The organism is Pseudomonas sp. Con_6 (assembly GCF_059379395.1).
Genome location: NZ_CM182011.1, coordinates 6,335,628 through 6,358,058, shown reverse-complemented (window position 1 = coordinate 6,358,058; position 22,431 = coordinate 6,335,628). Strand labels below are relative to the sequence as shown.

Below are 22,431 nucleotides of genomic sequence, written 5' to 3'. Positions count from 1 at the left end.
GGTGCGATTGTATCAGCGCGACAGCGGTGCATCGGCGGCCGGGCGCGACTGTTCACGGCGTGCCACCCAATACTCCACCTGTTCGCGCAGTTGCGACAGTTCTACCGGCTTGGACATGTGCCCGTCCATGCCGGCGATGCGCGCGCGCTCCTTGTGTTCAGCGAGGATATGCGCGGTCAGCGCCACCACCGGCGTGCGTGGGCGACCCATGGCGGTTTCCCAGGCCCGCAGTTGCTGGGTCGCGGAGAAGCCGTCGAGTATCGGCATCTCGCAGTCCATCAGCACCAGATCGTACTGCTTGGCTTTCATCGCCTTGAGCGCTTCCTCGCCGTTGCTGGCGGTGTCCGGCTCGATGCTGAGCTTGCCGAGCATGCCGCGGATGACCTTGGTGGAGATGCTGTTGTCCTCTGCGACGAGGATGCGGAAGTCTGCCGGCAGGTCGATCGGCACAGGTTTGGGCGGCGGCGCCAGACTCGGTGGCGGGGCCTTGCTGCGCTGTGCCAGCTCCTCGGCCAGGGTGGTCTTCAGGGTGTAGCCGGCCACCGGCTTGGCGAGGATACGCTTGACCCCGGCATTGCGCGCGATGATCTTGCTCGGCGCATTGCTGATGCCGGTGAGCATCACCAGCAGGATGTCGTGGTTGAGGCTCGGGTCTTCCTTGATCTTGGCGGCCAGTTGCATGCCGGTCATGCCTGGCATGTTCTGGTCGAGCAGGACTGCGTCGAAATAGTCGCGCAGGTGTGCCTTGGTCCGCAGCAGGGCCAGCGCTTCCTTGCCTGACGGCACGGCGCTGACGTTCATGCCCCAGGCGCCGCACTGTTGCACCAGGACCTTGCGGCAGGTGTCGTTGTCGTCCACCACCAGCACCCGCGCTCCACGCAGGGAGGCGTCCAGGTCGGTGGCCGGCTGCTCCAGGCGCTGGGCGTCGAGGGGCAAGGTCAGCCACAAGGTATTGCCCTGGTTGTGGCTGGTCTTGATGCCGAATTCGCCCTGCATCAGGTTGATCAGTTGCTTGGCGATGACCAGGCCCAGGTGCCCGCCCAGCTTGTTGCTGGAAAGGAAGTGCTTGCTGTGCAACTCGGCCTGTAGCAGCGCATCGCGCTCGCCGGCCTGCATGGCTTCGCCGCAGTCCTGCACGGCGATGCGCAGACGCGGGCTTTCGCCACGCTGGTCGAGGGCCACCACCAGGAGGATTTCGCCGTGGTCGGTCTTTTTCAGGGCGTTGTCCAGCAGGCTTAGCATGGCCTGGCGCAGGCGCGTCGGGTCGCCGCTGATCACCCGTGGTACTTGCGGCTGGGTGAAGCTGATCAGTTCGATGTTCTGCTGTTCGGCCTTGGCCCGGAAGATCCCCAGGCAATCCTCGATCAGCGCGTTGAGGTCGAACTGCACGTCGTCCAGCTCGATCTGCCCGGACTCCAGCTTGGAGATGTCGAGGATCTCGTTGATCAGGGTCAGCAGTTCGTTGCCGGCGCTGTGGATGGTCTGCACGTAGTCGCGCTGTTTGACCGACAATGGTGTGCCGAGGAGCAGTTCGGTCATGCCCAGTACCCCGTTCATCGGGGTACGGATCTCGTGGCTGATCTTGGCCAGGAACTCGGCTTTGGCATTGATTTCGGCGTTGCTCGCCGCCTGTTCGCGGCTGGCGCTGAAGCGCGCCTCGCTGATGCTGTGCAGGCGCTCGCTGACCGCCAGGTTGAGCAGCAGGCCACAGAACACGGTGAGGCCGAGGAGGATGAACAGCAGCCATTGGGTCGGTGTGCGGGTCAGGCCGAGCAGGGCTGGCAGCACTACCAGGCAGCCAAGGTTGAAGATCAGCATGCCCAAGGCGAACAGCCGCGCCGGAGCAAAGCCCTTGTACCAGTGCCAGGTGGAAATGCCGAGCATGGTCAGGCAGCCGAGGGCGACCAGGGCGTAGGTCATCAGGTTCAGCGGCAAGGTATCGACGAACAGCAGCAACAGGCCGCAGAACACCACCAGAAGCATCTGCCCGTGAATCAGGCGGTTGACCCGCGACGGGCCGAGCGGGGCGAAGAAGCGCTGGGTGAAGGCCAACCCGCAGAGGGTGGCGAGCATCACCGTGAGGTAGGCTGCCGGGGTCTGCGCGGTGTGCCAGAGGTTCCACGGTCCGCTGAGGTTGAGCAGGATCAGTGCACTGAGCAGCATCAATACGTGGTAGCCGGCCAGCCACAGGCTGCTGGCGGAGCGGGAATAGGCGAAGCGGGTCAGGTTGTGCAGGACCAGCATGCCCAGACAGCCGAACAGCAGGCCGAAGAGCAGCGGACGGCGCTGGTCGGCGGCGGCGTCGACCGCCGGCAGCAGGCTGATGCCGGGGCGCAATTGATGTTCCGAGACCAACCGCAGGTAGACGTCCAGCGCCACGGGGCTGGCGGGCAGTGACAGCAATTGGTCGCTGTTGCTCAGGGTCAGCAGGCCGTTGTCGCCGCGACGACCATTATGGAACTGCTGCAGCAGGTTGCTGCCGTCGAGGACATACAGGTCCAGGCGCGACAGGTCGGGGGCGAAGACGCGGATCACTTGCTCTTGCTGGCCGGGCGGCAAGCGGTAGTGCAGCCACAGTGCCTGGTTGGGCGCGGCGGCGTTGAGCTGGTTGAGTTCGATGGGGCTGAACTGGTTGCGGTAGCGTTCGGAGCGGATGTCGCCAAGCTGCAGGTTGGCCTGGTTGTCGAGCAGTACCGCCCAGCCGCTGCCGGAGTCGGCGAATGCCGGGGGCAGGCAGAGCAAGGTCAGTAAGCTGACCATGGTTCCAATGGCAATCCTGAGCCAACTCACGACCATATCCCTTCCTAGCTTTATGCCGGTGCACCACTATGCGCGGCGCCCCAAGTCGAAGGCAAGGCCCCGGCGGGGCCCTGTCGACAGCCCGCAAGCCGCGCCACACGGGCGCCAGGCTTGCGGACGGGCGTATTACTCCTGATGCTCGCCACGCTCGCGGGCAATGGCGCGATAGCCGATGTCCTTGCGGTAGAAAGCGCCTTCCCAGTCGAGTTCCGCAGCCAGACGGTACGCCTGCTGCTGTGCGGCCTCGACGGTGTCACCCAAGGCGGTGGCGCAGAGCACGCGGCCGCCGCTGGTGACGACCTGACCTTCCTTCAGTGCGGTACCGGCGTGGAACACCTTGCCCTGCAGCGCGGCAGCGGCTTGCAGGCCCTTGATCGGCGCGCCCTTGGCGTAGTCGCCAGGATAGCCGCCGGCAGCCAGCACCACGCCCAGGCTCGGACGGGGATCCCAGACCGCTTCGATCTTGTCCAGAGCCTTGGCCAGTGCGGCCTCGACCAGCAGGACCAGGCTCGACTCCAGGCGCAGCATGACCGGCTGGGTTTCCGGGTCGCCGAAGCGGCAGTTGAACTCGATGACCTTCGGGTTGCCCGCCTTGTCGATCATCAGACCAGCATAGAGGAAGCCGGTGTATACGTTGCCTTCGGCAGCCATGCCGCGCACGGTCGGGTAGATCACCTGGTCCATAACGCGCTGGTGCACGTCGGCGGTGACCACCGGTGCTGGCGAGTAGGCACCCATGCCGCCGGTATTCGGGCCGGTGTCGGCATCGCCGACGCGCTTGTGGTCCTGGCTGGTGGCCATTGGCAGCACGTTGGCACCGTCGACCATGACGATGAAGCTGGCTTCCTCGCCGTCGAGGAACTCCTCGATGACCACCCGCGAACCGGCGTCGCCGAAGGCGTTGCCCGCGAGCATGTCACGCACCGCGTCTTCGGCTTCGGCCAGGGTCATGGCGACGATCACGCCTTTGCCCGCGGCCAGGCCGTCGGCCTTGATCACGATCGGCGCGCCTTTTTCCTGGAGGTAGGCCAGGGCCGGCTCGATCTCGGTGAAGTTCTGGTAGTCGGCAGTAGGGATCTTGTGGCGGGCCAGGAAGTCCTTGGTGAAGGCTTTGGAGCCTTCCAGCTGGGCGGCGCCGGCGGTCGGGCCGAAGCAGTCCAGGCCGCGCTTGCGGAACAGGTCGACGACACCGGCGACCAGCGGCGCTTCCGGGCCGACGATGGTCAGGGCGACGTTCTTCTCGGCGAAGTCGGCCAGTTGCTCCAGGGCGAGCACGTCGATGGCGACGTTCTCGCACTTGGCTTCGGTGGCGGTGCCGGCGTTGCCCGGGGCGACGAAGACTTTCTCGATGCGCGGGTCCTGGGCGACTTTCCAGGCCAGGGCGTGCTCGCGGCCGCCACTGCCAATGATCAAAACGTTCATGTCAAAACCTCAAGGTTTCCGAAGGGCTGCCCTTCGCTTTGTATTCGCTGTACGAGGTCGCAATGAAGTAGGTAGATGCAAGGCGGGGCCGGTTCCGATGAGCGGAGTTGCCGTCTGGCAATGAGCATCAGCGGAACCGGCCCCAACGCAGCAGATGCCTGCTTCAGTGCGGCCGATTGCCGTAAATCAGTGGCGGAAGTGGCGCATTCCGGTGAAGACCATCGCGATGCCGGCTTCGTCGGCAGCGGCGATCACTTCAGCATCGCGCATCGAGCCACCTGGCTGGATAACGGCGGTGATGCCCACTTTCGCAGCGTTGTCGATGCCATCACGGAACGGGAAGAACGCGTCCGAGGCCATGACCGCACCCTGTACCTGCAGGCCAGCATGCTCGGCCTTGATTGCAGCGATACGTGCGGAGTTGACGCGGCTCATCTGGCCGGCGCCGACGCCGATGGTCTGGCGGTTCTTGGCGTAGACGATGGCGTTGGACTTGACGAACTTGGCCACTTTCCAGGCGAAGATCAGGTCGTGGATTTCCTGCTCGCTCGGGGCGCGCTGGGTCACGACCTTGAGGTCGCCCTCGGTGATCATGCCGATGTCGCGGCTCTGTACCAGCAGGCCGCCGGTGACGCGCTTATAGTCCCAGGCAGCGGCACGCTCGGCCGACCATTCGCCGCAAGCCAGCAGGCGCACGTTGGCCTTGGCCGCAACCACGGCGCGGGCTTCCTCGCTGACGCTCGGGGCGATGATCACTTCGACGAACTGGCGCTCGACGATGGCGCGTGCAGTCTCGGCGTCCAGCTCGCGGTTGAAGGCGATGATGCCACCGAAGGCCGACTCGGTGTCGGTGGCGTAGGCCAGCTCGTAGGCCTGGCGGATGCCGCCTTCAGGGCTGACCGCGACGCCGCACGGGTTGGCGTGCTTGACGATGACGCAGGCCGGCTTGACGAAGCTCTTCACGCATTCCAGCGCGGCGTCGGTGTCGGCCACGTTGTTGTACGACAGTTCCTTGCCTTGCAGCTGTACCGCGGTGGCGATGCCGGTTTCGGACGGCTTGGCCTCGACATAGAACGCCGCGCTCTGGTGCGGGTTCTCGCCGTAGCGCATTTCCTGGGCCTTGATGAACTGGCTGTTGAAGGTGCGCGGGAACTCGCTGCGGCCTTCGGTGGACAGGGTCTCGGCGGCCTGGTTCACGGTGCCCATGTAGTTGGCGATCATGCCGTCGTAGGCAGCGGTGTGCTCGAACGCCTTGAGCATCAGGTCGAAGCGCTGGGCGTAGGTCAGGCCACCGGCCTTGAGGTTTTCGAGGACGCTGGCGTAGTCGCTGGCGTTGACCACGATGGCCACGTCCTTGTGGTTCTTGGCCGCGGAACGGACCATGGTCGGGCCGCCGATATCGATGTTCTCGATGGCGGTCGGCAGGTCGCAGCCCGGCTTGGAGATGGTGGCTTCGAACGGGTACAGGTTGACCGCGACCAGGTCGATCGGTTTGATCCCGTGCTCCTGCATGATGGCGTCGTCGGTGCCGCGACGGCCGAGGATGCCACCGTGGATTTTCGGGTGCAGGGTCTTGACCCGGCCGTCCATCATTTCCGCGAAGCCGGTGTAGTCGGCGACTTCGACCGCGGCGACGCCGTTGTCCTGGAGCAGCTTGAAGGTGCCGCCGGTAGACAGGATCTCGACGCCGAGCGCTTCGAGCTCACGGGCGAATTCGAGGATCCCGGTCTTGTCGGAAACGCTGATCAAGGCACGGCGGATCGGCAGGCGGGTAGTCTGGTCGGTCATTTCAGATTCCATAACGCGGTGGAGTCAGCAAAAAAGGCGACCTCACGGGGGAGTCGCCTTTTCTGGTTGGGATTCGTGCTTACAACAGGTCGTACTGCTTGAGTTTCTTGCGCAAGGTGCCCCGGTTCAGCCCCAGCAGCTCACTGGCCTTGGTCTGGTTGCCCTTGACGTAGTTCATCACGCTTTCGAGCAAGGGGGCCTCGACTTCCGAGAGCACCAGGTTGTACACGTCCGTGACAGCAGCGCCTTCGAGGTGGGCGAAATAATTGTGCAGCGCCTTCTCCACGCTTCCGCGAAGGGTCTGACCCTCTTCGCTGGGGGTATTGAGGTGCTGTTTCAGGTTGACGTTGTCGCTCACGGGCGTTGTTCCACTCACTAAAGTCTCGGTCATCATCGTCATGCGGCCACCCCTTGTCCGTCCTCTGTCTCAAGGCTCTGTTGCCGTTCGCTGAAGAACAGGCGAACGTCGGCGCATTGCGCGTGTGTGTCTTCCAAACGATTGAACCGGGCGCGAAATTCCTTGGCACCCGGCAACGTTGCCAGGTACCAGCCAACGTGCTTGCGGGCGATTCGCACGCCCATCACATCGCCGTAGAAGGCATGCAACGCTGCCAGGTGCTCCAGCAGAATCCCTTCCACTTCGCCCAGTTGCGGCGCCGGCAGCGTATCGCCGGTGCGCAGGTAATGCTCGATCTCGCGAAAGATCCAGGGTCGGCCCTGGGCGGCACGACCGATCAGCAGCCCATCTGCGCCGGTGCTGTCGAGCACCTCGCGGGCCTTGTGTGGCGAGGTGATGTCGCCGTTGGCGAACACCGGGATCGACACTGCCTGCTTGATCGCCGCGATGGTGTCGTACTCGGCCTCGCCGGTGTACAGGTCGGCGCGGGTCCGGCCATGCACGGCCAGCGCCTGGATCCCGGCCTGCTCGGCGATTTTCGCCACGGTCAGGCCGTTCTTGTTGTCGCGGTCCCAGCCGGTGCGGATCTTCAGGGTCACCGGTACCTCCACCGCAGCGACCACCGCATGGAGGATTTCACTGACCAGCGCTTCATCTTTCAATAAAGCAGAGCCTGCAGCCTTGTTGCAGACTTTTTTTGCCGGACAACCCATGTTGATATCGATGATCTGCGCACCCAGCTCGACGTTGGCGCGAGCCGCCGCGGCGAGCATCTGCGCGTCGCCACCGGCGATCTGCACTGAGCGCGGCTCGGGATCGCCTTCGTGGATCATGCGCAGGCGCGACTTGCGGCTGTTCCACAGGCTCATGTCGCTGCTGACCATTTCCGATACCACCAGACCCGCGCCCATCCGTCGGCAAAGCTGGCGGAAAGGCTGGTCCGTGACCCCGGCCATCGGGGCAAGGATCAGGTTGTTCTGCAGTTCGTATGGGCCGATGCGTACCGCCGACATAGGTGTACCCTGTTGTGGGGCCGGATCATTAGAGTTCGAAAAAGGGTGGGCATGATACCCGCTCTCGATGACCGGATAAAGATGAATCTGGATAAAATCTGAACAGTTGGGTCGCCTGGGCGACCAGCTACAAGCCTCAAGCTTCAAGCTTCAAGAAAGAGCAACGGCGCACGGGAGCTGCTTTTTCTTGTGGGTTGAAGCTTGCGGCTTGTCGCTGCTGTCACTCGGGAGAGCGGAAACTCAGGCTGTAGTTCACTGCTTTCGGACCCGGGTCGAGGATGTCCAGGGCGATGTGGATTGGGGTCTGGCTGGGCATCTCGGCCTTGCCCGCCAGCTCACCACTGAGGTATTCGGCGGGCTTGAAGCGACGGCTGGCGATGAGCTGACCGTTGAGGTCGGCAAAGCGCAGTTCGAGCAGAGGGAAAGGCTGCGAGAACGGCGCGCGGTTGTAGATGATCGCGTCCACCACCAGTGCGCCCTTGAAGTCCGGATGGCTGCGCACCACCAGGTTGCTGCTCTTGATCCGGGCGATATCGACCTTGGACGGCACTTCGCAGCCGAGGGTCGGGCAGAGCTCCTGGAACCACGGACGATATTGGTCCTGGCGAGCCAATTCGTCGAAGTGATACCAGATGTACTGGCCGGCCAGGGCGGCCGCAGCCAGGACGATGAGCAACAGCCACAACAGGCGCTTGCCGACATTGCTGCGCGGCTTTTGCCAGTCCAGTTGCAGCGGGTCGTCCACCAGGTCGACCAGGGTGTCCTTGCGCGAAGGGTGGGGGGCGTCGGGAATCGCGCCGAGTTCCGGGTCGCGGCGCTGGTCGCTTTCGAGGTCGTCCTGTTCATCGTCATCGCGAGCCGACAGGCGGGATACGCCGTCCGTCGGCTCGTCCTCGTCGTCGATCTTCAGGGGCTGGACGCGGGGCGGTGCAACATCCTCGTCCTGCGGTTCCGGCAGGTCGAGCGACAGCGACGGCTCGGTGCGTTCATCCGGCAGCGGTTCGTCGAGCAGGTCCGGCTCGGTCTTTTCCAGTTGCAGCGGCGGTTCGTGGACCACCACCGGCTCGTCCACTTCGCGCTCGCTGTTGGCGGCGCCGAACAGGCCATCTTCGATCAATTCGTCGGCGTGCAGGTCGTCGCGCTTGGCGCTGAGGCTGTCCTCGCGCCGCGGGGCGGCGTGGAAGTCGACTGTGGGCTGGATTTCCCGTTGTTCCAGGCGTGCCAGCTCACGGTCGAGATCGAGTTTGTCGAGGTCCAGTTCGTCCAGGTCGACTTCCTTCCAGTGCTTCGGTGCAGCGACCTCGGCATCCGGGGTGACCGGCTCCGGTTCAGGTTCGGCCACTGGCGATGGGACCAGTGCTTCCGGCGCTGGTTGAGCTGGAGACTCGGGTTCAGGCGCCGGTTGCAGGATGGCGTTCTGCTCCAGCAACTGACGGGCGGCGTTGAACACCTGCAGGCAGTTGCCGCAGCGGACGACACCGCGGGCCACACTCAACTGGTTGTGGCTGACGCGAAAGCTGGTCTGGCAATGCGGGCACTGGGTGACGAAACTGTCGGTCATGCGGCGATCCGGGGGTGAACTAAAAACAGTCTAGTAGGAGCTGGCTTGTCGGTATGCCGAACCACTGCGAAGGACCGCAAAGCGGTCCCCAAACAAACTAACGACGACGCCCACTGATCCGCACCCAACCATCGCGCACGACGATCGGGTCCAGATCGAAGTCCGCCGCATACGCCGCGGCCACTTCCTCGCCCTGTTCGGCAAGGATTCCGGACAGCGCCAGCAGGCCGCCCGGACGCACCAGGCCGCTGAGTTGCGGAGCCAGGGAGACCAGCGGACCGGCGAGGATGTTGGCAACCAGCACGTCGGCCTGCATGGCCGGCATCTGCTCGGGCAGGTACAGGTCGAAAGTGCTTTCGGCGATACCATTGCGACCGGCGTTGTCGCGGGAGGCTTCCAAGGCCTGTACGTCGATGTCGGTACCGGTGGCACGGCGCGCGCCCAGCAGCAGCGCGGCGATGGCGAGAATGCCCGAGCCGCAGCCAAAGTCGAGCAGGTTGACGTCTTTCAGGTCCTGGCCGTCGAGCCATTCCAGGCATAGCGCGGTGGTCGGATGGGTGCCGGTGCCGAAGGCCAGGCCCGGATCCAGCAGCAGGTTGACCGCGTCAGGCTCGGGCGCTGCGTGCCAGCTCGGCACGATCCACAGGCGTTGGCCGAAGCGCATCGGCTGGAAGTTGTCCATCCAGCTGCGTTCCCAGTCCTGGTCGGCGATCACTTCGGCGTGGTGCTCCGGCAGTTCGGCACCCGTCAGCAGTTGCAGGTGGGCGAACACCGCCTCGGGCTCTGCATCCGCTTCGAACAGCGCCAGCAAATGGGTGTTGGACCATAGCGGCGTGGTGTTCAGGTCCGGCTCGAAGATCGGCTGGTCTTCGGCATCCATGAAGGTCACGGAAACCGCGCCCACTTCCAGCAGGGCGTCTTCATAGGTTTCGGCCTGTTCCGGAGTGATGGCCAGACGAACTTGTAACCAGGGCATGGGGGTACCTTCAGCAAGGGATTCAGCGGGGTGTCGCGAAAGCCCGCCAGTGTACGCCAGGCGGGCGGCAATGTGGATAACCAACGCCTGCCGGACCACTTAACTATCTATCACCCGCCTCTTCGACGCCTCACGCACTCTGAGCTGCCTTATTCAGCAAGGAGCGGGAACATGAGCATCAGGATAGAGGATGGCGCGGCACGCTTGTCGCTGCTGCAATTGACACGCTGGGAGCTGTGGATCGGCAGGTTTTTCGAGGCCAGGCCGTTCTTCGACGTCTTCGCTCGCCAGCGGGTGATGGTGCATCTGCGCACCTACTACCGCAAGGGCGACGTGGCGCCCTCATACGTGGATGCGCTGCTGCACGCCGTGTTGCAACGCATGATCGACGGCCAGTTGCCGGACTTCGATGCCGACCGGCACGGCCCGCTGCGCTGGTTGGGCGAGGCATTGCCCGGAGAAGAAGGCGATACGCTCAACGAGCGGCAGGAGACGCTGCGGCAAATCATCGAAGGTGCGGTGTCCGGGCTGCTCGACGACTATTGCGAGTCCCTGCTGCGGCGCTGGGGGGAGCGTCCGGCGGGGCTCGACGCCCGGAGTGCGGTCGGTGCTCGTTTCCTCGAGCGCATGGAGGCACATTTCACGGCGCTGAAAGAGCTGTTCTGCGTGGAGACCCTGAAGCGCTTCGACGGCGAGACTCTCAGGCAATACATCATCGGCATGGAGGAGAGCTGGCGCCGTGCCTTCGAGGACGGTGGCGGCCTGCCGGACCACGATCGCCAGCAGATCGACAGCCTGGTACGCAGTGCCCTGGGTGACTGGTTCCTCGGGCTGGACCGTAACGATCTCGATACCCTGCGCACGTTCGAGCGCCGCAATGCCCTGTTGCGCGAGCAACTGCGGCTGTTGATGGAGGATGTGCAGACGCTGCCGGCCTATACGCGCGTTGCGATCATCGAGCATGTACGTGTGACCTACGGATTGGAGATCGAGCCGGATCACATCCGGGTGCAGACCTTCCTGAATGCACAATTCCCGGTGGGGCGCATCACTCGCCTTGCCGAGCTGGTGGCGGAAGGCCCGTTCGCACCCAATCCGGAAAAGACCCGTACCCTGCTGCATGATCCCGAGGTGCCTGTCCAGGCGCTGCCGGATGATTTTCTCGACGCGTTGCTGCGGGACGTGGACCCTCGCGCGACCTACCATCAGCACTTGGCAGAGCGCTATGCCAGGCCGGATGTACTCGCTGCCCTGCATGACTTCAACGACCTGTGCCTGGAGCAGAGTGCCTATATTGCGCGTTGCAAAGGGCATTTGAGCGCCGAGGGGCACGCGCGGGTGATGCGGGTTCGCGAGGACAACGGTGTCCAGCGTGATGAGCCCGGCGACAAGGTCACCGGTGTTTCGCAGTTCCCGGACTCGCCGTTGGCCCAACTGATGCTGTTCTACACCGAAGACGAGCGGCACGAGCTGTCCGGACTGATTCTCTATGCGCCCGGCAAACCCGATGGCCAGGAGTGGGTCGAGCTGTCATCGCTGCGCGCCCTTGCGGTGGAGCTGGGTAGTTGGCTGGGTGACGAGGCGGGTAGTCGCTATCTGCTGGACCGGATCGACGTCGAAGGTCGGCGCAAGGCCGAACAGTTCTTCAGCGACGTGCGCGAGCGCCCGGACAGCTGGGACCTGAGCCGCGACCATCGAGGCACGCTGCATGGTTATGCCGAATGCTGTCGCTACCTCATCGAGCTTGGACGTGACCAGCACCTGGCCCAGGTAGCCTGGCATGAGGCGCCGCGCTGGTTCCTTGAACTGCCGCCAGGAAAGCGCGAGGTCATTGCCGGCCTCAACGAGGAATTGCTGCTGTTGAACGAGGCGCTGCAACAGAAGGTTGGCGGCCAGGAGAGCTTCCTGGAGTTCTCCCGGCGCACGGTGAAGGCGGACATTGCCAGCTACTTGAACGAATGCGGTGTGGAAGGCGAGGTCGATCCGGAAACCATCCTGTTCGACTTCGTGCCCGGACTGGACTCGTCAGCAAAGATTAACCGCACCCTGCTCGATCTGGCCATGTATGGCCACGATGACAACTGGGGCCTGGACAACCCGCGGATGCCTGTGCGCTCTTCCGTCGGGCAGGACCTGAGCGGGGTGCGGGCCTCCGGACTGGCAAACTACCTGCGCAGCGCTTACATCGGCGAGCGCTATGCGCACGCGATCCGCAGCGAGTTCCTCGATGCACGGGATCCCCTCTACGCCGAGCGTCGGGCCCTGCATTTCGCCATGACGCGTACTACCCTGCTGCGCGACGTGCATGCCACCCATGGCAAGCGGATGATCGATACGCCTACGCGTGACTGGCTGCTTGGTGAAATCGAGCGGCTGGCCGAAGTCCGCCCCGCGCAGGATGAATCGCCGGACAACATTGCCAGTGACGGCGTGTTCCGCTTCACTCTCAACGGGCGCAAAAGCACCGGCCTGTATCTGTTTCGCCGCATTGTCGATGGTGTGGCGCAGGATTGGCTGTATACCCCGCAGGCTCCGGATGATTTGACCTTGCGCAAGTACCAGAGCTTCGTCGGTGCCGGGCGGGGTGCGATGCATGACTGGTTGCTGCAGCATCTGCGTTTTGTCGATCGTGCTGTGGCGTCGGAGTGGCTGATGCGGCTGGCCAGGGGCGAGGGTAATCGCGACACGCTGCGCGAGGGTAATCGCCTCCGCAATTTCATGGGCGAGTACGATGAGCAGTTGAACAGCCACATCAGCGATATCGAGGCGGTGACCAAGAGTCGCCACGAGGTGATCGTCGAACAGGTGACCAAAGGCTTGCTGTATGCCGCCTTTCCGCTGAGCCTGGCGTTTCCGCCACTGGGTTTCCTCCTTGATGCGGTGTTCCTTGCCATCGGGAGCGCCAAGGCGATCAGTAGCCACATCGCTGATGACGATTCCGCCGCGCTCGATCACTGGCTGGGCGTGGCCGTGGGCCTTTGGGGTATCGCCTTGCCGGGGGCGTGGGGTGCCTTGGCGCACGCCTCGAAGGCCGGCTTGCGCAAGGCCAGCGAGGTCAGTCGCTGGAACCAGATCGCCCAGCAGGGGCGGCCCGGCATGCGTCAGGGCGAGCGCGCGATGATGACGATCATGGATGAGCAACGGGCCTTGAAGACTGTGCCGGACAATCTGCGCAGCATGGAAAAGGGCGGGATCTGGCGTGGGGTCTATCGCCGCGGCGAAGCGGGCGAGCAGGACGCTTACTACGTCAAGGATCGAGGTCGCTATTTCCAGGTGGTGCATGACCGTGAGCAGCAGACGCTGCGCCTGTTCGACCCCCGGCATCCGCGGGCGCAGTATCGCGTACCGATTCGCCTCGGGCCGGGCAATCGCTGGCAGTTCAACGAGCAGGTTGGCTTGCGTGGCGGCTCACCGACCTTCTATCTCGGGCAGGTGAGCGACGTAGCCGATGCTTTCCCGGCACGGATCAACCCGATGCCGGAACGGGGCGCGTTGCAGGGGGAGGGGCTGGTCGCCGGCTACTCGCGAGGTGCCAGCGACAACTACCTGTATTCGTTGAACGTTGAATCCTGCGTGGTGGCTTGCCTGTACAACCCGGCGACGCGACGTGGTGCGGTAATCCATATCGACCACAATATCCAGCGGCTGGTCGACGACGCCGTGGATTCCGCTCTGGCTGGTATTCGCGAGGCGGGCGGTCAGGGGCGAGTCGCGGCGGTCCTGGTCGGCGGCGACTGGCTTTTGTCCGGGGCCGATATCGGTGGACCGTTGCGCGCGCTGCTGGCTCGACGAGGCATCCATGCGACCTGGGATCATTGGTCGTACTCATCCTGCATGGGCAATATCTATGGTGTTCGCCTCGACCTGGAGGACGGGGTGACCAGCGTCTTCACCACGACCCGCTCCAGCGTGCAGCGACTGATCGATCCGATCTTGCTCGATGCCTCGCGCGGTGGCAGCAGCGACATGGCCAGGCGTGCCCTGCGTTTCATGAAGCGCTTTCGTCATGAGCCACTGGTGCAGCGACATGGCGGAGAGGTCTTCACCTTGGGCGGCAAGCCCGCGAGCGCTGCGGAGATCGAGGCCCAGGCGTTTCAGCTGACCACATTGGGAGGCTGAGGATAAGTCCCGCCCCTGCAACCCCGAACCCCGTGAAGAACCAAAAAAAAAGCCCCGAACCTGGGTTCGGGGCTTTCGCATTCACCATGGGGCGAAACCGACGGGATTACTCCGACGCCAGCTTGTGCTCCAGGTAGTGAATGTTGACGCCGCCCTTGCAGAAGGCTTCGTCACGGACCAGCTCGCGGTGCAGCGGGATGTTGGTCTTGATCCCGTCGACGACGATTTCGTCCAGCGCGTTACGCATGCGGGCCATGGCCTCGTCGCGGTCCTTGCCGTAGGTGATCAGCTTGCCGATCAGCGAATCGTAGTTCGGCGGAACGCTGTAGCCGCTGTACAGGTGCGAATCGACGCGAACGCCGTTGCCGCCCGGCGCGTGGAAGTGCTTCACCGTGCCTGGGCTCGGGATGAACTTCTTCGGGTCCTCGGCGTTGATCCGGCACTCCAGGGAGTGACCGCGGATCACCACGTCGTCCTGGCTGAACGACAGCTTGTTGCCAGCGGCGATGCTGAGCATCTCCTTGACGATGTCGATACCGGTGACCATTTCCGAAACCGGATGCTCTACCTGCACGCGAGTGTTCATCTCGATGAAGTAGAAGCGGCCGTTCTCGTAGAGGAACTCGAAGGTGCCGGCGCCACGGTAGCCGATCTCGATGCACGCCTGGACGCAGCGGGCGAAGACTTCCTGGCGGGCCTTCTCGTCGATGCCCGGGGCCGGGGCTTCTTCCAGCACCTTCTGGTGACGGCGCTGCAGCGAGCAGTCACGGTCGCCCAGGTGCACAGCGTTGCCCTGGCCATCGGAAAGAACCTGGACTTCCACGTGACGCGGGTTGGTCAGGAACTTCTCCAGGTACACCATCGGGTTGCCGAAGGCAGCACCGGCTTCGGTACGGGTCAGCTTGGCCGAGGCAATCAGGTCCTCTTCCTTGTGCACCACGCGCATGCCGCGACCACCACCGCCACCGGCGGCCTTGATGATCACCGGGTAGCCGACCTCGCGGGCGATGGCCAGCGCGGTTTCTTCGTCTTCCGGCAGCGGGCCGTCGGAACCTGGAACGGTCGGTACGCCGGCCTGGATCATGGCGTGCTTGGCCGAAACCTTGTCGCCCATCAGGCGAATGGTGTCGGCTTTCGGGCCGATGAAGGCGAAGCCGGATTTCTCTACCTGTTCGGCGAAGTCGGCGTTTTCAGCCAGGAAGCCATAGCCAGGGTGAATGGCAGTGGCACCGGTGACTTCGGCGGCGGCGATGATCGCCGGGATGTGCAGGTAGGATTCCTTGGACGACGCCGGGCCGATGCACACGGACTCGTCAGCCAGGCCCAGGTGCATCAGCTCGCGGTCGGCCGTGGAGTGTACGGCGACGGTCTTGATGCCCAGTTCCTTGCAGGCACGCAGGATACGCAGGGCAATTTCGCCGCGGTTGGCGATCAGAACTTTTTCCAACATCGCTGGCTCTCCGCGGTTCAAACGATGGTGAACAGCGGCTGGTCGAACTCAACCGGCTGACCGTCTTCCACCAGGATGGCGTCGATGACGCCGCCGATATCGGCTTCGATGTGGTTCATCATCTTCATGGCTTCGACGATGCACAGGGTGTCGCCTTTCTTCACGGTCTGGCCGACTTCAACGAAGGCTGGCGAGGTTGGCGAAGCCTTGCGGTAGAAGGTACCGACCATTGGCGAACGAACCACGGTGCCTTTCAGCTGTGGTGCGGCAGCAGCGGCTTCGGCAACCGGAGCGGCGGCAGCGGCAGGCGCGGCGGCTGGAGCGACGGCGGCGGCAACCGGGGCCGGCGCGTAGTACTGCTGGGCTGGAGTCTTGCTGTGGCGGCTGATGCGCACGGACTCTTCGCCTTCCTTGATCTCCAGCTCGTCGATGCCGGACTCTTCCAGCAGTTCGATCAGTTTCTTGACTTTACGAATATCCATTAATCATCAACTCCCAAGATTTGGTCAGGGTCGTATGAACGTGATTCAAACGTTCTTGTAGGCCCGGCGACGGCCAGGCCCGCGTTATTCAGGATTTGGCGGCTGCCAGTTGTTCCAGGGCGGACTCCAGGGCCAGGCGGTAACCGCTGGCGCCCAGGCCGCAAATCACTCCCACGGCGACATCCGAGAAGTAGGAGTGGTGACGGAACGGCTCGCGCTTGTGCACGTTGGACAGGTGCACTTCGATGAATGGGATGCTCACCGCCAGCAATGCGTCACGTAATGCGACGCTGGTGTGGGTGAAAGCCGCCGGATTGATCAGGATGAAGTCCACGCCTTCGTTGCGCGCGGCGTGGATACGGTCGATCAGTTCGTACTCGGCGTTGCTTTGCAGGTATTGCAGATGATGGCCGGCGGCGCGGGCGCGCTGTTCCAGGTCCTGGTTGATCTGCGCCAGGGTCACGGCACCGTAGACACCGGGTTCGCGCGTTCCGAGCAGGTTCAGGTTGGGGCCATGCAGCACCAGTAGGGTCGCCATCTGCGCATCCTTTGATTTTGTAGGACATGAATACAAGCGCGGCGACTATGCCGCAAGACATTCGCACTGTCCAGTTAACTGCAATAGCCAGCACGTTGACCGAGATTCGCGCAAAATATGTGACTATTTTATTAATCCCGGTCATTGGCCGCGGTTTTCCCACGGCCCCGGAAGTTATAGACGCAGATCGGCGCGGATGCGCTGCAGATGCTCGGCGAATTCGCCGGCGTTCGTCTCGCCCACCACCCGGGCGGCCGTGTTTTCGCTGCCGTTCGCCGCGAAGAACAGCAGGGCGGGCGGGCCGAACAGCTGGTAGCGGTCGAGCAGGGCGCGCTGTTCGGCGCTGCTTTGGGTGATATCGAAGCGCACCCGCCGGTAATCCGCGAGCAATGGCAGCACGTTTGGCGCATTCAGCACTTCACGCTCGATGACCTTGCAACTGATGCACCAGTCGGCGTACCAGTCCAGCACCAGGGGCTGGCCGCCGGCCTTGGCTTCGGCCAGCACGCGGTCGAGCTGGGCGGGGCTGTCGATGGTTTCCCAGTGTTCACTGTTGGCCTGGGCGACCGTGGCGCTGCTGCCGGCGACTGGCAGTGGCCGCAGCGGATCGCCTTGGCCGGCGAGGGCGCCGTACCAGCAGGCCAGGGCGTAGACCAGCAGGAACAGGCCGAGCAGTTGCGCCAGGCGCTGGCGCGGGGTTTTCACCACGAATTCCAGGGCACCGAGGAACAGCGCCACGCCGGCGGCCAGCAAGCCCACCAGGAGCAAGGTGACCTGGCCAGGCAGGACGCGGCTGAGCAGGCCGATGGCCAGGCCGAGCAGGAGCACGCCGATGGCGTTCTTTACCGTGACCAGCCAGGGGCCGCTTTTCGGCAGCCAGGCCGCGCCGCCGGTCGCAACCAGCAGCAGCGGGGCACCCATGCCCAGGCCGAGGGCAAAGAGTTTCAGTGCACCGCCGAGAGCATCACCGCTGGCGCTGATGTACAGCAGGGCACCGGCCAGGGGTGCCGAGACACAGGGTGAGACCAGCAGGCTGGAGACCACGCCGAGCACCGCCGCGCCGAGCAGCGAGCCGCCCTTGGTCTGCCCGGCGACGCGGTCGAGGCGCTCGTTCAGGGCCCGTGGCAGCTTCAGTTCGAACAGGCCGAACATGGCCAAGGCGAACAGCACGAAGAACAGCGAGAACGGCACCAGCACCCAGGCCGACTGCAGGCGTGCCTGCAGGTTCAGGCCGGCGCCGAACAGGCCCATCAGGGCGCCGAGCAGGGCGAAGCAGGCGGCCATCGGCAGCACGTAGGCCAGCGACAGCGCCAGGCCGCGCCAACCGCCGACCTGGCCACGCAGGACCACGCCGGAGAGGATCGGCAACATCGGCAGCACGCAGGGTGTGAAGGTCAGGCCAATGCCGGCGAGGAAGAACAGCGCCAGGCTTTTCCAGGTCCATTGCTCGCGGACGACGGGGGCGCCTGTGGCGGGGACGGCGCTGCTGCCGTCGATGGTCAGGCGTTCGGTTTCCGGTGGGTAGCACAGGCCCTTGTCGGCGCAGCCCTGGTAGGTCACCACCAGGGTGAACGGGCGTTTGTCGTCGGTGCGCGGCAGGTCGATATCGAGGATGCCGTGGTAGACCTCGACGTCGCCGAAGAACTCGTCATGCTTGGCCTCGCCGGGTGGCAGCTGTGGCGTGCCCAATGCGATATCGGCAGGCTCGGTGCGGAACTGGAAGCGGTGGCGGTAGAGGTAATAGCCCTCGGCGGGGACGAAGCGCAGCTTGATGCCCTGGGCGTCGCCCTGCATCAGGTTGAGCTTGAAGGCTTCGCGTACCGGGAGGAAATCGGCGCTGTTGTTCAGGGACGGCGCGCCGAGGGTGGCGCTGGGACGGCTGTCGAACAGGCCGGCACCCAGGGCGGGCAGGGCCAGGGCCAGCAGCAGGAGGCAAAGCAGACGACGCATGATGGTCTCGCGGGGGGCGGAGTTGTCCGCATGATAGCGGAGTCTCGGCGGTGATGCAGGGGCCGCATCGCGGGCAACGCCCGCTCCCGCAAGGTTCTGGGTTGCCCTCGATATCGAAGGCAGGCACAAGACCCTGTGGGAGCGGGCGCTGCCCGCGATGCGGCCCGAGAGAGCGACTACAGGCGGAAAGCCCGCACCGCCGTATTCAACTCCCCACCCAGGCGCAACAGCTGCTCGCCCTGGTTACGCCCTTCACCAATCCGCTGCAGGTTGTCCTCGCCCAGGTCATGAATCCGCTCGCTGTGATCGCGAATTTCGCTCACCGCACCACTCTGCTGCGCCGTGACGTCGGCAATCCGCACCGCGGTATCGGAAATGGTCTGGATCGCCGTGACAATCTCGTCCAGTGCACCATCTGCCGCCTGGGCCTGATCGGCGGTGGCTTCGGCGTGTTCCAGTTGCAGTCGCATGCCGTCTACCGACTCCCGCGCCGCCTGTTGCAGACGGGTGATCAGGGTCTGGATCTCGCCGGTCGCGCCGGTGGTGCGCTGCGCCAGCGAACGCACTTCCTCGGCGACCACGGCGAAGCCCCGACCCATCTCGCCGGCCCGCGCCGCTTCAATGGCTGCGTTGAGCGCCAGCAGGTTGGTCTGCTCGGCAATGGCGCGGATCACCGTAAGCACGCCACCGATGGTCGCGGACTCCTGGGCCAGCTCCTCGATGACCTGGGCATTGCCCTGCACTTCGTCGACCAGCTTGCGCAGCCCGGTGAGGCTCTGGCCAATCACCGCCTGGCCCTGTTCCACCGCCAGGCCTGCCTGGCGGCTGGCATCGGCGGCCTGGCTGGCGTCGCCGGCGACCTGGACGATGGTGGCTTCCAGTTCACCCAGAGCATCGCGAATCTGCGCGGTATCGCCGGCCTGGCGCTCGGCACCGTCGTGCAGCGCGCTGCTCATGCCGGCCAACGCGTGGCTGCTGCCGGCGACCTGTTCGGCGTTGTTGCGAATAGTCCCGACCAGTTCCACCAGGTAATCCCGCAAGCGGTTCAGCGAGTCCTGGATATCGTGCATTTCGCGGTTGCTCGGCGGCAGGTCGATCGGCTTGCTGAAGTCGCCACCAGCCCACTCCGACAAGGCCGGGTCGAGGGCGGTAAGGACCCGCGCAAGACGCCGTTGCAGGCGGTCGATGACCAGCGCGATCAGCAGAATCAGGGCGATCATCACACCCTGCATCAGGCGCACTTCGCTCTGGATCTGCCCATGCTGGCTACGCACGCTCGGTTCCAGGTCGGCGATCGCCTGCTGCACGGCGGCGATCCGCGACTGGGTGGTGGCCGCCAGCTCGCTGCGCCGTTCGATCTGCTCGCGGGTGCGCTTGAGTTCGGCCGGGTAGCGGCTGATCAGGCTGTTCAACTCACGGCGCAGGCCGATGGCGGTGTCTTCGGCCTCGCTCTTGCTCTCGCTGGCCAGGCCCATCATGGCGGCGAAATCGTCGGAGCCGGAGGCGCTGGCGGCCTTGACCCCGAGCAGCGGCAGGCCATCGAGAACCTTGGCCTGCTCGGCCATCAGGTTGAGTTCCCGCTCGACTTCCTCGGCCAGTTCGCTGCGGCCGCTGCTGACCAGCTTGTCGCGGGCCAGGGACAGGCGGCCCAGGTGCAGGCTGGCCTGCATCAGCGCCGGGGAATAGCGGTTGCCTTCCGGGTTGTTGCTGTCCTGGGCATAGCGCAGCCACTGTTCCAGGTTGGCGCCCAGTTCGCGCTCGGCCTGCAGCAGCAGGGCCTGGGGATCGCCGGCCAGCTTGCCGGCGGCCAGCAGTTCGTTGCTGGTGAAGGTGGCCAGGCTGTCCAGGCTAGGACGCACGCTCTGCGCCAGGTCTTGCGGCAGTTGCTTGAGCTCTTCCTGGAGACTCTGGGTGGCCTGCAGCGCGGTGGCGTGTTGCAGGGCATCGCCGCTGCCGAGGTAGGTCTGGATGTTGCGCGCGACCTGGTTCTGGAACTGCTGGGACAGGCCCAGGTAGCGTTCCATCAGCAGATACGGGCGCTCCAGGGCCTTTTGCGACCACCACAGGGTGGCGCCAAGGGCGAGGCAGACCAGGACCAGTAACAGGGTATTGAGGTTGGTGAGCAGCTTCAGGCGCATGTGCTTGACTACCGACGGCTGGAGGCAAGGCACTGAAACTATTGCGTTTTTATTACATGGTTATGACGAACCCGGCGCTTCGGTCAAAAAAAGTGGCCATTTGACTTCACTGGCCGACGCGCTGCACCCGATTGCGTCCGGCACCCTTGGCCCGGTACAGCGCTTCGTCGGCGGCGGTGGCCATGCTCAGGGCGTCGAGGTCGTCGTTCAGTTCCACCACGCCGGCGCTGAACGTGCAGAACAAGTCCTGGGGTTGGGCCGGGTAATGGATCTCGGCGAAGCGCTGGCGGATCTCGTCGAGCACCTTGTGCGCGGCGTCGAGGCCGGTGTTGGGCATGACGATGGCGAATTCCTCGCCGCCATAGCGGCCGATGAAGTCGGTCTTGCGCAGGCGCTGCTTGAGGAACAGCGCCAGGCTCTTGATCACCCGGTCGCCCATGGGGTGGCCGTGGCTGTCGTTGACCCGCTTGAAGTGATCGATATCCAGCATGGCGAAGCTCAGCGGCCGGCTCTCGCGGCGGGCGCGGAAGCTGCAGTCCTCCAGCAGTTGCAGGATATGGGTGTGGTTGTACAGGCCGGTCAGGCTGTCGCGGACCATTCGCGCCTTGAGGTTGCGCGCGCGGGCGGCGCGGTTGCGCACCGTGGTGATCAGATGGCGTGCGCGGATAGGCTTGGTCAGGAAGTCGTCGCCGCCCTCGCTCATGGCGTCCAGTTGCTTGTCCAGGTCGTCCTCGGCGGACAGGTAGATGATCGGCACGCTGACATAGCGGTCGTTGTGGCGGATCACCTTGGCCAGCTCGGTGCCGGTGCAGGCCGGCATGTACATGTCGAGGATGATCAGGTCGGGCTGGAAATCGGCCAGCTCGGCCATGGTCTGGATCGGGTCGGTGAGGGTGCGGGTGACGATCCCGGCGTTGTTCAGCAGGCGCTCGGTGTGCAGGGCCTGGGCTCGCGAATCGTCGATGATCAGCACGCGGAACGGTTCGTACTGGGTGACGCTGGTCAGCAGTTCGACCTTTTCCAGCAGGCTCGATGCTTCCAGAGTACCGGTGAGGAACTCCTGGCCGCCGGCGCGCACGGCGGCCAGGCGAGTCGGGGTGTCGGTTTCGTGGAGGCTGAAGAACAGCAGCGGCACGCGCTGCTCCAGGCCCTGCTGGGCTTGCTCCGCCAGACCCAGGCCAAGGCCGGTGCCGCCGAAGTCCACATCCATGACGATGGCGGCAGGCAGGCGTTCGTTCATCGAGGCGCGGAAAGCGTCCGCGGACTGCAGCGCTTCCACGCCGAGACCGAAGAACTCCAGTTGCTTGGCCAGACGCTCGGCACGCTCATGGTCCTGCAGCATCACGTAGACCGGCTTGCGCAACGGCGGCAAGGTAGTCTGTTCGAGGCGGTCGCCCTGGCGCAGGCCGGTGCGTGAAAGACGCTGCATCAGGCGGTTGAGTTCGCTGATCAGGCTGCTGCTCAGGCGCGCGCTGTTGGCTTCGACAGCGGCCAGGGTCTGGCCGATGGCTTCGGCCAGTTGGGTATGCTCCGGTTGCTCGAAGCGCTCGGCGTAGCGTTGTAGGCGCAGGTTGGCCTCGCTCAGCTCGCCAAGGTCGCCCAGGGACCATTCACTGCGCTGCAGGCGCTGCCAGATTTCCAGGATCTGCCGGGCCTGGTGAATGACCCGCTGGGCAAAGTGTTGCTTCAGTCGCTCGCGATTGGGGTCTTCTGGCTCGGTCATGTCCTGACTACTTATTAGAAATGAGGCAGTTCGAGTGATGGCTCTATGCTAGCACCACTTTTGGCGCATACGAGT

At 64.4% G+C, this 22,431-nt stretch carries 14 protein-coding genes; 1 reads left to right on the top strand and 13 read right to left on the bottom strand.

Features of this window, described 5'->3' with window-relative positions:
• Window positions 1-12: 12 nt before the first annotated feature.
• From AC5QPF_RS28740 to prmA, 7 genes are all read right to left on the bottom strand, one after another.
• On the bottom strand, window positions 13-2,796 hold the full coding sequence (locus tag AC5QPF_RS28740; protein WP_494960979.1) for a response regulator: 2,784 nt from the start codon (window positions 2,794-2,796) through the stop codon (window positions 13-15).
• A 129-nt stretch (window positions 2,797-2,925) separates the two neighbouring features.
• Window positions 2,926-4,221, bottom strand: coding sequence for a phosphoribosylamine--glycine ligase (gene purD / locus AC5QPF_RS28735; protein WP_494960978.1), 1,296 nt, complete (start codon window positions 4,219-4,221; stop codon window positions 2,926-2,928).
• Window positions 4,222-4,407: 186 nt separating this feature from the next.
• Window positions 4,408-6,009 (bottom strand): bifunctional phosphoribosylaminoimidazolecarboxamide formyltransferase/IMP cyclohydrolase, encoded by a 1,602-nt coding sequence (purH, locus tag AC5QPF_RS28730; RefSeq protein WP_494960977.1) that lies wholly within the window; start codon window positions 6,007-6,009, stop codon window positions 4,408-4,410.
• Window positions 6,010-6,088: 79 nt separating this feature from the next.
• On the bottom strand, window positions 6,089-6,409 hold the full coding sequence (fis, locus tag AC5QPF_RS28725) for a DNA-binding transcriptional regulator Fis (RefSeq protein ID WP_003186237.1): 321 nt from the start codon (window positions 6,407-6,409) through the stop codon (window positions 6,089-6,091).
• The gene (gene dusB / locus AC5QPF_RS28720; protein WP_494960976.1) at window positions 6,406-7,419 is read right to left on the bottom strand and encodes a tRNA dihydrouridine synthase DusB; all 1,014 of its coding nucleotides are present in this window, start codon (window positions 7,417-7,419) and stop codon (window positions 6,406-6,408) included. Before dusB ends, fis begins: the two co-directional genes overlap by 4 nt.
• Window positions 7,420-7,639: 220 nt before the next feature.
• Complete coding sequence (locus AC5QPF_RS28715; RefSeq protein ID WP_494960975.1) at window positions 7,640-8,980, bottom strand: DUF3426 domain-containing protein; 1,341 nt, start codon at window positions 8,978-8,980, stop codon at window positions 7,640-7,642.
• A 97-nt stretch (window positions 8,981-9,077) separates the two neighbouring features.
• A complete protein-coding gene (gene prmA, locus AC5QPF_RS28710) occupies window positions 9,078-9,956 on the bottom strand; it encodes a 50S ribosomal protein L11 methyltransferase (RefSeq protein ID WP_494960974.1) in 879 nt (292 codons plus the stop codon).
• A gap of 171 nt (window positions 9,957-10,127) precedes the next feature.
• On the opposite strand from prmA, the gene AC5QPF_RS28705 reads away from it, so the two are divergent.
• Window positions 10,128-14,075 (top strand): dermonecrotic toxin domain-containing protein, encoded by a 3,948-nt coding sequence (locus AC5QPF_RS28705; protein WP_494960973.1) that lies wholly within the window; start codon window positions 10,128-10,130, stop codon window positions 14,073-14,075.
• Between the two features lie 106 nt (window positions 14,076-14,181).
• Here the strand turns inward: AC5QPF_RS28705 and accC are convergent, their stop codons facing one another.
• The 6 genes from accC to AC5QPF_RS28675 all read right to left on the bottom strand — a co-directional run bounded on the left by accC (window position 14,182) and on the right by AC5QPF_RS28675 (window position 22,356).
• A complete protein-coding gene (gene accC, locus AC5QPF_RS28700; RefSeq protein ID WP_494960972.1) occupies window positions 14,182-15,525 on the bottom strand; it encodes an acetyl-CoA carboxylase biotin carboxylase subunit in 1,344 nt (447 codons plus the stop codon).
• Window positions 15,526-15,542: 17 nt separating this feature from the next.
• Entirely contained in the window at window positions 15,543-16,007 is a 465-nt protein-coding gene (accB, locus tag AC5QPF_RS28695) for an acetyl-CoA carboxylase biotin carboxyl carrier protein (RefSeq protein ID WP_330075759.1), read from the bottom strand.
• 88 nt (window positions 16,008-16,095) lie between these two features.
• Window positions 16,096-16,545 (bottom strand): type II 3-dehydroquinate dehydratase, encoded by a 450-nt coding sequence (gene aroQ, locus AC5QPF_RS28690; RefSeq protein WP_330075760.1) that lies wholly within the window; start codon window positions 16,543-16,545, stop codon window positions 16,096-16,098.
• A 174-nt stretch (window positions 16,546-16,719) separates the two neighbouring features.
• Window positions 16,720-18,495, bottom strand: a complete 1,776-nt coding sequence (locus AC5QPF_RS28685; RefSeq protein ID WP_494960971.1) for a protein-disulfide reductase DsbD — start codon at window positions 18,493-18,495, stop codon at window positions 16,720-16,722.
• 176 nt (window positions 18,496-18,671) lie between these two features.
• Window positions 18,672-19,451: a methyl-accepting chemotaxis protein gene (locus AC5QPF_RS28680; RefSeq protein WP_458980401.1), complete on the bottom strand. Its 780-nt coding sequence runs from the start codon at window positions 19,449-19,451 to the stop codon at window positions 18,672-18,674.
• 1,288 nt (window positions 19,452-20,739) lie between these two features.
• Window positions 20,740-22,356, bottom strand: coding sequence for a diguanylate cyclase (locus AC5QPF_RS28675; protein ID WP_494960970.1), 1,617 nt, complete (start codon window positions 22,354-22,356; stop codon window positions 20,740-20,742).
• Window positions 22,357-22,431: the final 75 nt, after the last annotated feature.

Excerpts from the sequence above, each read along its gene's own strand:
- AC5QPF_RS28740 (WP_494960979.1), bottom strand. The coding sequence starts at position 2,796 with ATGGTCGTGAGTTGGCTCAGGATTGCCATTGGAACCATGGTCAGCTTA.
- purD (WP_494960978.1), bottom strand. The coding sequence starts at position 4,221 with ATGAACGTTTTGATCATTGGCAGTGGCGGCCGCGAGCACGCCCTGGCC.
- purH (WP_494960977.1), bottom strand. The coding sequence starts at position 6,009 with ATGACCGACCAGACTACCCGCCTGCCGATCCGCCGTGCCTTGATCAGC.
- fis (WP_003186237.1), bottom strand. The coding sequence starts at position 6,409 with ATGACGATGATGACCGAGACTTTAGTGAGTGGAACAACGCCCGTGAGC.
- dusB (WP_494960976.1), bottom strand. The coding sequence starts at position 7,419 with ATGTCGGCGGTACGCATCGGCCCATACGAACTGCAGAACAACCTGATC.
- AC5QPF_RS28715 (WP_494960975.1), bottom strand. The coding sequence starts at position 8,980 with ATGACCGACAGTTTCGTCACCCAGTGCCCGCATTGCCAGACCAGCTTT.
- prmA (WP_494960974.1), bottom strand. The coding sequence starts at position 9,956 with ATGCCCTGGTTACAAGTTCGTCTGGCCATCACTCCGGAACAGGCCGAA.
- AC5QPF_RS28705 (WP_494960973.1), top strand. The coding sequence starts at position 10,128 with ATGAGCATCAGGATAGAGGATGGCGCGGCACGCTTGTCGCTGCTGCAA.
- accC (WP_494960972.1), bottom strand. The coding sequence starts at position 15,525 with ATGTTGGAAAAAGTTCTGATCGCCAACCGCGGCGAAATTGCCCTGCGT.
- accB (WP_330075759.1), bottom strand. The coding sequence starts at position 16,007 with ATGGATATTCGTAAAGTCAAGAAACTGATCGAACTGCTGGAAGAGTCC.
- aroQ (WP_330075760.1), bottom strand. The coding sequence starts at position 16,545 with ATGGCGACCCTACTGGTGCTGCATGGCCCCAACCTGAACCTGCTCGGA.
- AC5QPF_RS28685 (WP_494960971.1), bottom strand. The coding sequence starts at position 18,495 with ATGCGTCGTCTGCTTTGCCTCCTGCTGCTGGCCCTGGCCCTGCCCGCC.
- AC5QPF_RS28680 (WP_458980401.1), bottom strand. The coding sequence starts at position 19,451 with ATGAGCAGCGCGCTGCACGACGGTGCCGAGCGCCAGGCCGGCGATACC.
- AC5QPF_RS28675 (WP_494960970.1), bottom strand. The coding sequence starts at position 22,356 with ATGACCGAGCCAGAAGACCCCAATCGCGAGCGACTGAAGCAACACTTT.